General features: G+C 62.3%; 12 protein-coding genes (1 of these 12 cut by a window edge). 10 read left to right on the top strand and 2 right to left on the bottom strand.

From position 1 onward, the window contains the following. From LOZ74_RS00120 to LOZ74_RS00080, 9 genes are all read left to right on the top strand, one after another. Positions 1 to 127: the end of an RNA polymerase sigma factor gene (locus LOZ74_RS00120; protein WP_230292378.1), read on the top strand. The gene continues 440 nt to the left of window position 1, outside the view; the window shows 127 of its 567 coding nt (coding positions 441-567); its start codon lies beyond the left edge, outside the window; it ends in the stop codon at positions 125 to 127. Positions 128 to 165: 38 nt separating this feature from the next. Continuing rightward, positions 166 to 1083 (top strand): FecR domain-containing protein, encoded by a 918-nt coding sequence (locus tag LOZ74_RS00115; RefSeq protein WP_230292377.1) that lies wholly within the window; start codon positions 166 to 168, stop codon positions 1081 to 1083. Continuing rightward, entirely contained in the window at positions 1062 to 3542 is a 2481-nt protein-coding gene (locus tag LOZ74_RS00110; protein WP_230292376.1) for a TonB-dependent receptor, read from the top strand. The genes LOZ74_RS00115 and LOZ74_RS00110 overlap by 22 nt, the downstream gene beginning before the upstream one ends. A 114-nt stretch (positions 3543 to 3656) precedes the next feature. Next, entirely contained in the window at positions 3657 to 6863 is a 3207-nt protein-coding gene (locus LOZ74_RS00105; RefSeq protein WP_370638854.1) for an autotransporter domain-containing protein, read from the top strand. Between the two features lie 166 nt (positions 6864 to 7029). After that, positions 7030 to 7362, top strand: coding sequence for a helix-turn-helix transcriptional regulator (locus tag LOZ74_RS00100; protein ID WP_230279496.1), 333 nt, complete (start codon positions 7030 to 7032; stop codon positions 7360 to 7362). Next, the gene (gene arsC / locus LOZ74_RS00095) at positions 7359 to 7787 is read left to right on the top strand and encodes an arsenate reductase (glutaredoxin) (RefSeq protein ID WP_230292374.1); all 429 of its coding nucleotides are present in this window, start codon (positions 7359 to 7361) and stop codon (positions 7785 to 7787) included. Before LOZ74_RS00100 ends, arsC begins: the two co-directional genes overlap by 4 nt. Before the next feature lie 25 nt (positions 7788 to 7812). Beyond that, a complete protein-coding gene (gene arsB, locus LOZ74_RS00090) occupies positions 7813 to 8871 on the top strand; it encodes an ACR3 family arsenite efflux transporter (protein ID WP_230292373.1) in 1059 nt (352 codons plus the stop codon). 222 nt (positions 8872 to 9093) lie between these two features. Then, positions 9094 to 10422, top strand: coding sequence for a site-specific integrase (locus LOZ74_RS00085; protein ID WP_230292372.1), 1329 nt, complete (start codon positions 9094 to 9096; stop codon positions 10420 to 10422). Positions 10423 to 10795: 373 nt separating this feature from the next. Further along, positions 10796 to 11734: a HEPN domain-containing protein gene (locus LOZ74_RS00080; protein ID WP_230293962.1), complete on the top strand. Its 939-nt coding sequence runs from the start codon at positions 10796 to 10798 to the stop codon at positions 11732 to 11734. Positions 11735 to 12015: 281 nt separating this feature from the next. On the opposite strand, the gene LOZ74_RS00075 is transcribed toward LOZ74_RS00080, so the two are convergent. Further along, positions 12016 to 13142 (bottom strand): IS3 family transposase gene (locus LOZ74_RS00075; protein WP_370638831.1). Its coding sequence is split into 2 segments (ribosomal slippage): positions 12016 to 12902 and positions 12902 to 13142, totalling 1128 coding nucleotides; the frame shifts between segments, so codons are not numbered across the junction. An 807-nt stretch (positions 13143 to 13949) separates the two neighbouring features. Here LOZ74_RS00075 and LOZ74_RS00070 point away from each other — a divergent pair. Further along, complete coding sequence (locus tag LOZ74_RS00070; protein WP_230292371.1) at positions 13950 to 14207, top strand: helix-turn-helix domain-containing protein; 258 nt, start codon at positions 13950 to 13952, stop codon at positions 14205 to 14207. A 461-nt stretch (positions 14208 to 14668) separates the two neighbouring features. Here the strand turns inward: LOZ74_RS00070 and LOZ74_RS00065 are convergent, their stop codons facing one another. After that, positions 14669 to 15589 (bottom strand): 3'-5' exonuclease, encoded by a 921-nt coding sequence (locus LOZ74_RS00065; protein ID WP_230292370.1) that lies wholly within the window; start codon positions 15587 to 15589, stop codon positions 14669 to 14671. Positions 15590 to 15698 lie beyond the last annotated feature (109 nt).

The following is a 15698-nucleotide window of genomic DNA, read 5'->3' as shown; positions in this document are numbered from 1 at the left end:
AATCGATGGCCTGTCGCAGCGCGAAGTGGCCGCCGAAATGGGCATCAGCATCAGCACGGTTGAGAGCGATTTGCGAACCGCCTATCGGGCGCTGCTCGAATGGAAGGAGCGGCGCGATGAGGCATAAGGCAAATGTCTCCGTCTCCTTGGGCAAAGGAGCGTGCCATGGCGATTGACGAAACCATCCGCGAACAGGCGCTGGATTGGGCAGTGCGGACGGGCGACCCCGCGTTCGACGATTGGGAATCGTTCACGCTGTGGCTGGAACGCGATCCCGCGCATGCCGATGCGTATGACCGGATCGCGGCCGCCACGGAAGAAGCGGGCGCAATACTGGCCGCGACCCAGCCGGCGAACGACGATTTCGTGCCCGCACCGCCAAGCCGGCGCCGCTGGATGGGGGGCGTTCTGGCCATGGCGCTGGTCGCGGTGGTCAGCCTTGCCCTGTGGCGGCAGACCGCGCCCGACCTTTATACGGTGGAAACCGCGCCCGGCACGATGCAACTGGTCGATCTGGGCGAAGGGACGAAGGTCGAGATCGCGGGCGGATCGCGCGTGGCGTTCGATCGCAGGGATGCGCGCTATGCCAGCCTGGAACAGGGACGCGCCCTGTTTACCGTGCGCCATGACGAAAACGCGCCCTTCCGCGTAACGGTCGGGCAGGACCGGATCGTCGATGTCGGTACGGTGTTCGACGTGCGCCTCGACGATGCGGCATTCAGCGTCGCCGTTTCCGAAGGGGCGGTACAGTTCAATCCCGACAGGCAGAACGTCCATGTGGCCGCGGGACAGATATTGTCGCGCGGCGCTGACGGCTATCGCCTTGGCAGCGTCGATATCGCGCAGGTGGGGGACTGGCGCGCAGGTCGGCTCAGTTTCGATGGCGAAAGCCTTGGCGCGGTGGCGATGGAGCTGGAGCGCGCGACCGGATTGTCCTTTGCCGTCGATCCGGCCAGTGCGAACCGGCCGGTCACCGGATCGATACTGGTCGAACCGGTGCGCGACGATCCGGCCAGCCTTGGCCCGATGCTGGATGTCGGCATCACGCAGCAATCGGGCACATGGGTGATCGGCACGCGGTAATGCGATTGTCGCGCCTGAGCCTTGCCGCGGCCCTGCTGGCCGCACCGCTGGCCGTTCATGCCCGCGAAGCCGAAGTTCCGGCCAAAGAGGTATCGGCCAATGACGTGTCGGCCAATGGCGGGCGCGCAGGGGCAGTGGCGATCAATCTGGCGCGGCAGACCGGCAGCAGCATTATAATCACCGACCCGCGCCTTGCCCGTCGCAACGTGCCCGCGATCCGCGGACGCATGGCCGCACCCGAAGCGGTCCGCCGCCTTGCCGCCGCGCTTGGCGCCCGCGCGGTGCCGACCGGCGCGCGGTCGTGGCGGATCGAACCGGCTCCGCCCCGCGCCGCGCCGCGCCCCTCCCGCCCCGCTGCGGCGGGCAAAGCCGCTGCGCCGCCACCAGAACCGCCTCCACCGCCGCCAATCGTGGTACAGGCCAGCAAGCGCGATCTGTCGCCGCAACAGATCCCGGCGCAAGTCTCGGTACTGGATGGCGGGCTGATCGAACTGGGCGGCAGCGGCGGCAGCGAAGAGATCACGCGCCGCATTGCCAGCGTATCCTCGACCTATCTGGGCAGCGGGCGCAACAAGCTGTTCATTCGCGGCATCGCGGATTCCAGCTTTACCGGCCCCACCCAATCGACCGTGGGGCAATATTGGGGCGATCTGCGGCTGAGCTATAACGCGCCCGATCCCGATCTGCGCCTGTCGGACCTTGACCGTGTCGAAGTGCTGGAAGGGCCGCAGGGCACGCTTTACGGCGCGGGGGCGCTGGGCGGCATCATCCGGCTGGTGCCCAATGCGCCGCGCATGGGCGATGCCAGCCTGTCGGGCCAGATCGGGGGATCGCTGACCCAGCACGGGTCGCCCGGCGGCGATGCCAGCCTGACCGCGAATATCCCCGCCACCGACAATATCGCCTTTCGCGCAACGGTCGATGCGGCGTCGCTGGGCGGCTATATCGACAAGCCCGATGCGGGACGCGACGACGTGAACCGGACGCGGATCGCGGGCGGGCGGCTGACGGGGCGGATCGAAGTGTCGCCCGTCTGGGCGGTCGAGCTGACCGCCCTTGGCCAGACCATCGACGCGCGCGATGCCCAATATGCCGATCGCGGCGATCCGCCGCTGACCAGCACTGCCGCCGTGACCGAGGGGGCGGACATCGATTACGCGCTTGGCAGCGTGGTCGTGGACGGCGCGTTCGGGGGTATCCGCTTCCGATCTACCACCGGCATCGTGCATCAGGATCTTGAGGAGCGGTACGACGCCGCCACCGCAATGTCGACCGACCGGCTGTTCGTCCAGTCGAACCGCGCGCGCATGGTGGCCAATGAAACGCGGCTGTGGTCGCCCGAAAGCCATGGTTTCAGCTGGCTGGTCGGCACCAGCCTGACCCATAGCGAAAGCGATATCCGCCGCGAATTCATCCGCTATGAACCGCCGGTCGAGCCGTTTTCCGAGCTGATCGTCGCGATGCGCGCCAATACGCCCGGCGTTACCAATATCGTGGACGAGGCGACGCTGTATGGCGAAGCCAGCTACCGGATTGCGCCGGTCATCGTCGCCACGGCGGGCGGGCGGCTGACATGGGCGCGGCTGGGCGGCGGGGCCGACGATGTCGCGCCCGTCATCGCCCCCGCCCTTGTCCTTGCGCGGGCCGAGATCACCGCGCGGCGGACCGAGGTCGATTTCCTCCCCTCGCTTGCGCTGCATGCCGAATTGTCGGACCGCGCCTTGCTCTATTCGCGTTACCAGCAGGGGTTCCGTCCGGGCGGGCTGGCCATCGAAAGCGAATTCGTCCGCCGTTTCCGGAACGACCGCACCTCCACATGGGAAATCGGTGCGCGCTACGGGCGGGCGGGCTCCGGCGCGGGGGCAAGCAGCCCTGCCAGCGGCGATCCGTTCAGCATGGCGGTCAGCCTTTCCTATACCGACTGGCGCGATATCCAGGCTGACTATGTCGATGGCAGCGGCCTGCCCAGCACCGCCAATATCGGCGACGGTCGCATCTGGTCGGCCAGCCTGTCGGGCGCGGCGGAAGTGGCGCGGGGCCTGCGGATAGAGGCAGGCGCGACATGGAACCATAGCCGCATCGACGAGCCGCAGCCCGAACTGCGTTCGCGCACGAGGCAGATACCCAATATCGCGGAATTCGCGGGGCGGTTGGGCGTGAACTACAGCGCGCCGGTCGGCCGCGACTGGTGGCTGACGGCGGATGGCTGGGCCAGCTATGTCGGCCCTTCGCGCCTTGGCATCGGGCCCGAGCTGGGCGAGCGGCAGGGCGATTACCTCGACAGCGGGATCGACGTGCGGATCGGCAGTGACGATTTGGGTATCACGCTGGGCATTTCGAACCTGGCCGACATGCGCGGCAACCGCTTCTCGCTCGGCACGCCGTTCAGCGACAGCCGCGATCAGGTGACGCCGCTGCGCCCGCGCACGATCAGGCTGGGCATCGACCGCAGGTTCTGAAATTTTCCGGTTCGGGTCTTTCAGGTCAGGGTTTTTAAGCTCAGGTTTTTTCAAGGCAGCGCCGCGCCGGCTCCGTCTGACGGATCGTAACCGATCTGAAGGATGCCCAGAACCGTGCGTAACCTGCTTTGCTCTACCGCCTTTGCCGCCATCGCCATCGCCTCGACAACGGCCGGCGCCAAGGATGTCACCGATGCGCGCACCGCGCCGATTGCCACCTCGACCGTCAATAACGGGGCGGCGGATGCGATCAATATCACCAGCAATGGCTCCGTCACCGTGAATGGCGGCACGGCAGTGACGATGGACAGCAACCATAAGGTCACCAATGGCGGCAAGATCGCCATTTCCAACGCCGACGGCGCGACCGGCATCGGCGCGGCGGCAGGCACCGGCGGCGATATCGTCAATACCGGCACGATCACGATCGACGAACCCTATACGCCCAAGGACGACGATAATGACGGCGACCTCGACGGTCCTTTCGCGCTGGGCAGCAACCGCTATGGCATTCGCACCATGGGCGCGCATGACGGCAAGATCGTCAACAGCGGCACCATTACCATCGAGGGCAACGATTCGGCCGGCATCGCGCTGGGCGGCACGCTGACCGGCGATCTGGTGCATGACGGCAAGACCAGCGTGCTGGGCGACCGCAGCATTGGCGTGGACGCGCAGGCCATTAACGGCAAGGTCCGGCTGGCCGGCACGGTCGAGGCCAGGGGCGAGGACGCCATCGGCGCGCGCTTTGGCGGCGATGTGTCGGGCGCGATGGTGGTGCAGGGCACGATCAGCGCCAGCGGCTATCGCTATACCAGCGCACCGGCCAATGCGACCAAGCTGGACGCCGACGATCTGCTGCAAGGCGGCCCCGCCATCAGCATCGAGGGCAATGTCGGCGGCGGCATCATCCTGGCCATCGCGCCCAAGGACAGCGATCCGGCCAATAATGACGAGGATTCCGACGGGATCGAGGATTCCAAGGAAGGTTCGGCCAAGGTGACATCCTTTGGCAAGGCGGCGGCGATCTCCATCGGATCGGCGGACCGCGATATCGCGATCGGCGAGGTGGCAGGCACGGCCAGCAAATTCGGCCTGATCGTCGACGGCGTCGCCGAGGGGCGCGGCGTCTATACCGGCGTGGACGCGAACGGCATCGCCATCGGCGGACAGGGGCATGGCGTCACCATCGCCAATGGCATCGGCATTTCGGGCGGCGTCGGCGCATTGTCGAACGGCGCGAATGCCACCGCGCTGCGCCTTGGCGCGGGGGCCAGCACGCCGCTGCTGCAGAATTCCGGCACGATAGAGGCGCGCGACTCCTCTGCCGCCAATACGCGCGCCGTCGCCGTGCTGGTCGAACAGGGTGCCAGCCTGCCGACGGTAAAGAATAGCGGATCGATCAAGGCCGTCGCCACGGCAGAGGACGGCACCGCCGTCGCCATCCGCGACGCCAGCGGCACGCTGTCCCTGATCGAGAATGCGGGCAGCATTTCGGCCACCGGCGCCAAGGCGGGCACGGGACGCAACATCGCCATCGACCTGTCCGCTGCCAATGGCGATACGATCGTGCGCCAGACGCAGGTTGCATCGGGCCATGCCGCGCCTGCCATCACGGGCGATGTACTGTTCGCGGGCGGCGACGACGTGCTCGATCTGGCAGACGGCACGCTGACCGGCGACGTCCACTTTGGCGCAGGCGACGATGCACTGCGGCTGAGCGGCGATGCGGTCCAGACGGGCAAGGTGTCCTTCGGCACCGGCACTTCGGAGATGACGCTGGCCGGAACCTCCAGCTTTATCGGCAGCGCCGATTTCGGCGGCGGTGCGGGCACGCTGGCACTGTCGGGCAATTCGTTCTTTTCCGGCGAACTGGCGAACAGCGGCAATCTGGCCGTCAGCGTTGCCAGCGGCACGCTGGACATCAACAAGCCCGCCAGCATCGCATCGCTGTCGGTCGGGGAAACCGGCATGCTGATCGCCACGCTCGACAGCGCGGCGGGCAGCGGCACGGCGATTACCGTCGCGGGCACCGCCAGCTTTGCCGATGGCGCAAAGCTGGCCCTGCGGCTGGCCGATGTCGCCACGGCAGAGGGCAGCTATAATGTGCTGACCGCCGCGTCGATCACGGGGCTCGACGATCTGGAAACGGTCGACACGCTGGTCCCCTATATGTTCAAGGCCGAAATCAGCGAGGATGCGCCCGCCAATACGCTGACGGTCGATGTCGCGCGGCGCACGGTCGCCGAACTGGGGCTCAACCGTTCGGGCGCGGCGGCCTATGACGCGGTGTTCGCCGCCTTGTCGCAGGACGAGGATATCGAAGGCAGCTTCCTGTCGATCACCGATGGCGATGCGTTCCGCCAGACCGTCGCCAGCATGCTGCCCGACCATGCGGGCGGCGTGTTCGAAGGGATCGCACAAGGCGAACGCACGCTGATCCGCCAGATGCAGGACCCGGTCAGCCCGATCATCGACGATGGCGCGTTTACCGCCACGCTCAATCTTGCGCTGTGGAACAGCGACAAGGGGCTGGGCGACAGCGGCGCCTATGATCTGCAGGGCCACGGATTTTCGCTTACCGGCGAATATGACACCGGCTTCGGCCATGTCGGCGCGACCATCGCCAGCCTGTGGAACCAGCATACCAACGGCATGGCCAGCGACGTCAAGAACAGCTCTTACGAAGTGGCGGCGCACTGGCGCGGCAATTGGGGACCGGCTGCCGGCTTCCTGCGCGGCGCGATCGGCCGGTCGGACATCAAGAGCGAGCGCGTGTTTACCGGCACATCCGACGGTGAGAGCGTGAAACGCACGATCAAGGGCAAGTGGGACGGCGATTTCGTCAGCTTTGCGGCGGGCGCCTCGGCAGAGGGCGGCTGGCGGTATATCTTCTTCCGCCCGCAAGTGATGGTCGATTACGTCAAGCTGGACGAAGACGGCTATAGCGAGAGGGGCGGCGACGAAGCGCTCGACCTGACCGTCGACAAGCGCAGCAGCGACGAGCTGGGCCTGAGCGCGGGCATGGTGCTGGGCGCGGATCTGATGGGCATGGGTTCGCGCGACAATGGCTGGCTGCGGATCGAGACCGAAGGCGGCTGGCGCGAAGTGCTGGCGGGCGATCTGGGCGAAACCACGGCCCGCTTTGCCGACGGCGACGATTTCACGCTGCAGGGTGAGACATCGACCAGCGGGTGGTATGGCCGCCTGCGCGTGATGGGCGGCCCCGGCGGCGTCATCATGGGCGGCGAATTGTCGGCAGAGGAACGGTTCGACAACACTGCCATCGCGCTGCGCGGGAACATGCGCATCGTGTGGTAAATCCCGCGCCGTAACGGCCAATCGGAGGGCGGCGCAGCCAACGGGCAGCGCCGCCCCTTTTTATTCGATGCACACTCATTTCGATAATACTCGAAACAACGATTGACTCTCACCCCGCAGATGTTCATTTCGACCATATTCGAAATAAGAGGCCACGACCCGCACGATGAATGCCGATAACGCACTGACGGCTTTGACCGCTCTGGCACAGGAACACCGGCTCGCGCTGTTCCGTCTGCTGGTGCAGGCCGGGCAGGACGGCATGGCGGCAGGGGCCATCGCCGATGCGCTGGGCGTGCCGAACAGCTCGCTGTCCTTCCACCTTTCCCAATTGCACGCCGCCGGTCTGGTCGATCAGGAGCGGCAGCACCGTTCGATCATCTATCGCGCCAATTATGCGGCAATGAACGGTCTGGTCGGCTTCCTTCTGGAAAATTGCTGCGGCGGTGCGGATTGCGTCCAGCCGCCGGTTCAATGCGAAACGGGAACACAGGCATGAACGTCGATATCGTCATCTATCACAACCCGGATTGCGGCACGTCGCGCAATGCGCTGGCCCTGATCCGCAATGCCGGGATCGAGCCGCATGTGATCGAATATCTGAAAACCCCGCCGTCGCGTGCGATGCTGGAAAGCCTGATCGAACGGGCAGGCATCGCGCCGCGCGCATTGCTGCGGCAAAAGGGCACCCCTTATGCCGGGCTTGGTCTGGACGATGCCGCCCTGCCCGACAGCGCGCTGATCGATGCGATGATGGAACACCCGATCCTGATCAACCGCCCGCTGGTCGTCTCGCCCATGGGGGTAAAGCTCTGCCGCCCGTCCGAAGAAGTGCTCGACATCATTCCGGCCCGCCAGCGCGGCGCTTTTACCAAGGAAGACGGCGAACACATCGTCGACGACAACGGCCTGCGCATCGGCTGACCTCTTTCGCTTTCAGGATATCGCCATGAACGACACCGCCGCGCAGCCCTCTCCGCTGGGCACATTCGAAAGATATCTGTCGGTCTGGGTGCTGGCCGCCATTCTGGCAGGGCTGGCGCTGGGGCTGGTCGCGCCCGATCTGGTCGGCGTTCTGGCCGGGCTGGAATATGCCTCGGTCAATTTCGCGGTCGCTGTGCTGATCTGGGCGATGATCTATCCGATGATGGTGGGCGTCGATTTTGCCAGCGTGAAACATATCGGCCGCAAGCCCAAGGGGCTGATCGTGACCCTGGTGGTGAACTGGCTGGTCAAGCCCTTCACCATGGCGGCGCTGGCGGTGCTGTTCTTCGACTATCTTTATGCAGGACTGATGTCCGACAGCGCGGCCGACCAGTATATCGCGGGCCTTGTCATTCTGGGGGCAGCGCCATGCACGGCCATGGTGTTCGTCTGGTCCCAACTGGTGCGCGGCGACCCCGCCTATACGCTGGTGCAGGTATCGGTGAACGATCTGGTGATGATCGTCGCCTTTGCGCCCATCGTCGCGCTGCTGCTGGGTGTGACCGATATTGTCGTGCCTTGGGAAACCCTGCTGCTCTCCGTCGTGCTGTATGTCGTGATCCCGCTGGCGGCGGGCGCGCTGACCCGGCGGCGGGTGATCGCGCGCCACGGCGGCGATATCGCATCGGTCGATGCGTTCACCGCGCGGTTGAAGCCATGGTCGATCGTCGGCCTGCTGGCCACGGTGATCCTGCTGTTCGCGTTTCAGGCGGGGACCATCGTGTCGAACCCGCTGCTGATCGTGCTGATCGCGATACCGATCATCCTGCAATCCTATGGCATTTTCGCCATCGCCTATGCCGCGGCCAAGGCATGGAGGATCCCGCACAACATCGCCGCGCCCTGCGCCCTGATCGGCACGTCGAACTTCTTCGAACTGGCCGTCGCGGTCGCCATCGGCCTGTTCAGCCTGTCGAGCGGGGCAGCGCTGGCCACGGTGGTCGGCGTTCTGGTCGAAGTGCCCGTCATGCTGTCGCTGGTCGCCCTTGCCAACCGCACGCGCGGCGCATTTCCGGCGGAATGACGGGCAATGGCGCACCCAAGAGGATTCGAACCTCTGGCCTCTGCCTTCGGAGCCGGTACAAATCCGGTACGCCAGACTACGAAATTCTACTCTAAACTACTGTTATTAAGTGATTTAGATTGATTGCAGTTTGCGCTGGCGTAACCGCGTTTACGCCTCGACTTGCCGCCGCGTGCTTCCTTCACGCTTACGCGAATTCGAGGTCCCGAGACGGAGATCGCCATGGTCAAATTGACCAAACGCGCTGTCGAAGCAGCCGAAGCCAAGACCAAGGACTACATCTTGTGGGACGAAGAACTACCCGGTTTTGGGTTGCGTGTCTTCCCCTCAGGCAAACGAAGCTACATCGTTCAATACCGCCAGTGCGGACGATCGCGGCGCATGGCGATTGGGCTGCACGGAATCTGGACTGCCGAGCTTGCCCGGCGCGAAGCCAAGGCCCAGCTGGGTCGCGTCGCAACCGGCGATGATCCCGCAGAGGAGCGACAGGAAGATCATCGGGCGATGACGATGAAGCAGCTTTGCGAACGCTACATTCAAGACCTTGAAGACGGGCTTATCCTCGGCAAAGGCGGGCAACCCAAGAAGCAATCCACGATCGATACCGACATCGGGCGGATCAAGCGTCATGTCATTCCCTTGATGGGCAGTCGGCGTGTCAAGGATCTCACCCGGGCCGACATGGTCAAGATCATGCGCGATATTATCGCAGGCCGGTCGAGTATTGTCGTCAAAACCAAAAAGCTACGGGGCAAGTCGATTGTGAAGGGTGGTCCAGGAACCGCCACACGCACACTAGGCCTGATCGGCGGCATCCTCACCTACGCAATTGACTTGGGGGTCATCGACCGAAATCCAGCGCACGGCATCAAGAAGCCGAAATACGAGGTTCGTGAGCGGAGGCTAACCGAGGCCGAATATGGCATTTTGGGTCAGTTGCTCATCGAAGCGAAGAAAAACGAACAGTTCTGGCCATCAACCGATATCATTCGCCAGATCGCGCTCACCGGCTGCAGGCGAAGCGAGATCATCAATCTCAAATGGTGCGATGTCGATCTCAGCGGCAGTTGTCTTCGACTTTCCGATAGCAAGGAAGGCAGGTCGATCCGACCTGTTGGCCTGCCGGTGATCGAGTTCCTGGAGGCGGAGCACAAAACGGCAACAGGCAGCTACGTATTCCCGGGCTATGGGGCAGACACCGCCTTTGGCGGCTTCCCGAGGCAGTGGAACCAGTTGCTAAATGGCACGCCGCTGGAAGGCGTTACGGCTCATGTCCTGCGACACAGTTTCGCCAGCATCGGCAACGATCTTGGGTTCACGGAAATAACGATCGCCGCGCTCTTGGGGCATGCAAAGGGGTCGATCACCAGCAAATATATTCATGTCCTCGATGCTACGCTGATCACGGCCGCCGACATGATCGCTGGCTATGTCGATGCTCTCCTCAAGGGAGCGCGATTTCAAGAGAGCGCCTACTCGCTCGATCGCGTGACACGAAAGAACACAATGAGCGAATTCCTGGCTGGCCGTGAGGCCAGAACTTCCAGATGATCAGGATGGCTCGAATTGGACTTGAGTCCTGCAACCTGCCGCTTACGCGCTTCTTGGATCAAGCCCTATCCCCAGAAATGGGGATGGCCTACTCTGTGGATAAGGCGCTGGTCCGCTCGGACTATCGGGAACCCGATTGTTCGGACGAACAGGAACCGGAAACTCGGACTATCGGGAACCGAGAAAGGCCTCAAACCCGCCGGAATGCTGGGACACAGCGTCCCTTAACAATCCTAACGACAATCCTCATCGGATTGTTGCTAACGCGCGGCGCGCCAGCGCGCGGCTCCTCAGCGCTTTGGGGGGCGCCGTCACCGCGCGCCTTTGCACTCGACAGGTGCAACCATTCCAGCACCTTGCTAGGTGTCGGATGATGAAGACCGACCTCGATCATCTGCCCCCGCAAAAGCAGCGCGAACTGGAACGCGTGGTGCAGCTTATCTTCGAGGAATTCGACGATGCTTTTGCGCTCGCCAAACACGAGTGGAAAAAGGCCGGGCGCATCCTAAAGGTGATCCTCTACGGAAGCTACGCGCGCGGCACCTGGGTGGATGAGCCGCATACCGCCAAGGGCTACCAGTCGGACTATGATCTGCTTATCATTGTGAACGATAAGCGCCTGGTTGACCGAGTGAAGTACTGGTCCAAGCTCGATGATCGTCTTATGCGCGAATACGGTGTCACGCAGACGCTTAAGACCCCGGTCAACTTCATCGTACATACACTGCAGGAAGTGAACGATGGGCTCGCCCACGGTCGCTACTTCTTCATGGACGTGAAGGATGACGGGATCGCTGTGTACCAGTCGGATGACACTGAACTGCACACACCGAAGCCTAAGACGCCCACGCAGGCGCTCGCCATGGCGCAAGAGTATTTCGACGAGTGGATGCCCGGCGCGAACGACTTTGTGGACGGTGCCACTCACCTAATGAGCAAAGGAAGGTACAAGCGAGCTGCGTTCTTGATGCATCAAGCTTCAGAGAGTCTGTATCACTGTGTCCTACTGGTCTGCACCTTCTACACCCCGCACGTGCATAATCTTGGTTTCCTCCGCACTCAGGCTGAGCGCATCGATGCTCGCCTTACATATGTCTGGCCACGCGACACTCGGAAAGATCGCGCCCGCTTCGAGAAGCTCAAGGAAGCCTACGTCAAGGCTCGCTACTCCAAACACTATCGCATTTCTAAGGAAGAGCTCGAATGGCTCGGCGAACAGGTCGAGGAGCTGGGTCGGGTTGTTCACGAGGTATGTTCGGAGCGTCTCGAGAAGCTCAAAGCAGATGCGGAGGCGCGCCCTGACAAAGCATAGTAATGTGCGCGCTCGGAGCGTTCGGGGAGCGCGATGTCAGCTGATTGCGTTCCAACACAACTCGTCTCCGCTTAACCTTGTCTCCATTGGGGCAGACTAGATCCAACACCGTGGCCGCTACCAAACAACGCGCCGGACAACTCCGAGCCCTTCGTTGGGCTCAGGGGTCGCTGTGCGCGGCGTGCGGCCAGCATGTGCCGAGCAGTTCCCGGCTCAAGCGATACGACCCATCCTATCCAACATTTGGACTTGTAACGGTTTTGTGCCGGTCACCTATTTCACTATGCCACCTTGGCTTCGAACGCGAGCGGGCTGATGCCGCCCAGATATGAATGGCGTCTACGGGTGTTGTAGAACCCGTTGATGTATTGGAAGATCGCGGCTTCAGCCTGGCGCCGCGTTGGCCAGTTCTGCCGCCAGATCAGCTCTGCCTTCAGCGATTTGAAGAATGTCTCGACAGCGGAATTGTCGTAGCAGTTTCCTTTGTCGCTCATCGATGGTCGCAAGCCATAGGCCTGCAGTTTCTTCTGATAATCATACGAGCAATATTGGCTGCCGCGATCGGAATGGAAAAAGCAGCCTAGCGGCGGATTGCGCAGCCGCACCGCCATGTCCAGCGCCCGGATCGCCAGATCCTTCTTCATCCGATCACTGACCGCCCAGCCCACAACGCGGCGGCTGTGCAGATCGAGGATGACGGCAAGGTAGAGCCAGCCTTCCTGCGTCCACACATAGGTAATGTCGCCAGCCCATTTACGGTTGGGTTTATCGGCGACGAAGTCGCCATCAAGCCAGTTCGCGGCGACACCCAGGCGATGATGGCTGTCGGTCGTGACCTTGTGCTTGCGGGTACGAACCGGCTTGATGGCGTTGATCCGCATCAACCGTCCTACCCGGCGCTCGCCGACATCGAGGCCGGCCTCCTTCAATTCCATTGTCATCCGGGGGCGGCCATAGCTGCCCAAGCTCAGGCTGTACTGCTCGCGGATATGCGCCAGCACCTTCATATCCGTTCGTTCCCGCCGGCTGATCGGACGCGAGCGCCAAGACCGATAGCCGCGCTCGCTGATCTGCAGGACACGGCACATCAATTCCACTGGCCAACGGTGCCGCCAGCTGTGCACGAAAGCGAACCTCACGGCTTTTGGCTCGCGAAGAACTGCGTGGCCTTTTTTAGCACTTCCCTCTCCTCCCGCAGCACGCGGTTCTCCAGGCGAAGCCGTTCATTCTCCCGCGCCAGATCAGCCTGCGGCGCGGCCACCAATTCTCCCGGCCGATATCGTGCAATCCATTTGCCGAGCGTCGATTTGCCGATCCCTAAATCCGCTGCGACCCGTTCGCGCGACAACCCGCTGGTCAGCGCAATCCGCACCGCCTCCTGCTTGAACTCTTCTGAATGCTTCATCATCTCGACGGTCTCCTCTTGCGAGCTTAAATCGCTCAGGTGACCGGCGCAAAACCGTTACAAGTCCAATTTGATCATGTCACCACGCGCAGCACGGGCGGTGGCAGAACACTCGGCAATGGTCTCCTGAAGCACCAGCGGTGCAACCAAAAGCGGGCCAATCGAGCACCCACCGGATGCGATCTGATCTGGCTGGAGTTCGTCACGGCGCGACTTTCAATGCGCCCGAAGAGCTTCAAACCGACATTCAAAGGCGGTGTTCGCAACCCGCGCTAGCTGCAGGCACTAAGCAGCAGGTTTGCAAATGAAACGCTTCGCATTGCAGCGCGCGTGCAAATTTGTTGCAGGGATTAGCGCTCGTAAAAGATCGTCCAGGAGTGTCTGGTAGATGTGTTGTATTAGGATGGCGAGATAAAAGCGCCGCCGTCGGTCGGGGCGCATGTGGTTGGTTTCGTTGAGCAATATGCGACGGCGCCGATAACGGCTCGGCGGCGCTTCCTTGAGGATTACGTTTCTTTTCAATATGCTTGGCGACGGCGGTCAGTCGAACTGCGCGCAAACTGGTTCTCAAACGCCACAAATGGCATGGCCGCCCTGATCCCTATAGATCCGTGGGGATGCTTTCAGTCCGACCGCTACGACGGATCGGTGCAAAGGCGTGAAAACGGCAACGCCAGCGTAGAAACGTCATGTGGCGCTATCTGACCTTCTCGACCGATAATCGGTGTCGATGGCGGGCCTGACCGGCTTCCCCTCCATGTCCCTGAGGTCGGTCCGTCATCACCCCAAAGATGAAAAGGACCGACCGGCATGGCGAAAGCAGAAACAAATGATCAGCGGACCGAGCGGAAAAACCAGTCCGCGATTGAGCCGATCGCGATGCGCGTTCCTGAAGCCTGCCGCTATCTCGGGATTGGTCGCAGTACCCTGTATGTGCTGATCAATGAAGGCGAGATCGAAATCATCAAGCTCGGCAATTCGACACTGGTGCTGACCGAGAGTCTGAGATCGCTTGTCGAACGAAGGCGCAATCCAACCGATGCCCACACGGCGGATGACAAATATTGACCATGCATCCCGACCTCTTGAAAGCCATCGTGCTCGCGGCGATCGCTAGAATGCCAAACAATACCAAGCGTCAATTGGCCTCAACGGTTCGAGAGCGACGCGAACGCGCAGAGGAGGCGCTTGCGGCGAGCATTGTTGTCGAGCTTTCGCGGCGATCCTAGTGAGCGAAATCGGCGTCGGCTTTGCGCCCTAATCTCGGTCATTGCGAGTCGCCAGCCGATCGCCTGAAAGCGGACGTCCCTCGCAGTCGGCATGGGCGACCCGGTCTGGGACTGGCTTGCCGTTCTCTGGCTACGCCTAATACAAAAAGTTACTGTCAAGAAGCCGACGCACGACGTGTGTATTTTTTGCGCGGCAGAAAGACAGAGAGGATACTGGCATCTGATCTGTTCGGGAGCGAAGAACGATTCCATCGATCCCTTGGCGCTGCGCAGCCGTCTTAGCCGGCCATGTGCTCGGGCTCAATTTGCCGGTAAGGCGTAGGGCATTAGATTTAGGCGATCGCTGTAGCGGTTTAGTGCATTCAGCTCGCAGATGTGGATCTGGGCGGACCAACCGTAGATGTTGCTCCGCAGATAGGCCATCTCTCCATGAAAACCCGCTTCGTCCAGATCGATCCACCAAGCTCTGGGTCTTCCGTCACTGCCATCGGCCCAGCGATAGCCGCGGCTCTTGAGGAGATCCTTCTTCTCGAATGGCGCGCCTTCGGCCCAGCACCGCCAACTGCGCGAATTGGACGATGACAGTAGTATCTTCATCGCGCTTTCAGTCCCTCCGACCGGGACGCTGCGGCTCAATACCTCAATTCCTGCGTAGCAGTCGTTCACGGCACGGTGGCCATCGTAGAAAAAACCGTGTGCCTGTCCGATCAGGCTGAGCTTAGCGCTCTCAAAACCATGCGCCGCCCAAGGGATCTCAGACAAGGAGCAGGCCCACCGGTTGTTCGCCAGCTGCGGACAAAAGCGTTCGACGAAGCGCCGATCGAACGCAGCATTGTGTGCGACAATGAGACCGTCCCCGGCAAACTGGGCCGCCGCCATGAAGTCGATCGTCTTGCCAGCAACCATATCGGGCGTAATGCCCGTCAACCGCGCTACTTCGGCGGGGATCGGCTTCTGTGGCTGGCGAAGTTCGGATCGTCCGATCCCCATCCCCGCTATGCGGCCCGAGTCCTCATACCAGAAGGGCACCATCGCGAGTTCGATGATCTCGTCCACGTTCGGATCCAATCCCGTGGTCTCAACGTCCAGAAACACGGCCCGCTTCATGTGGGGCATCGGGATGAAGTTTCCGCCGGGCACCTGCAGCCGGCGAAGGACACGGTAGTCGCCGGTCGCCTCGAGTCGGGCTGCGAGCGCCTCTATCGTCGGATCAGTTAGCATAATAGATCCCTTGGATATGATATCAGTATTCAGCGTGAATGGTGGTCGAGTTTGCTAAGCTTCGGAGGCGGTATTTTGAAAAGGCCCACATGCATTGGCGTCGATCGAA

Origin of the sequence: Croceicoccus sp. Ery5 (genome assembly GCF_020985325.1) — a bacterium.
Taxonomy (GTDB): Bacteria; Pseudomonadota; Alphaproteobacteria; order Sphingomonadales; family Sphingomonadaceae; genus Croceicoccus.
This window is presented reverse-complemented; position numbering and strand designations above follow the sequence as displayed.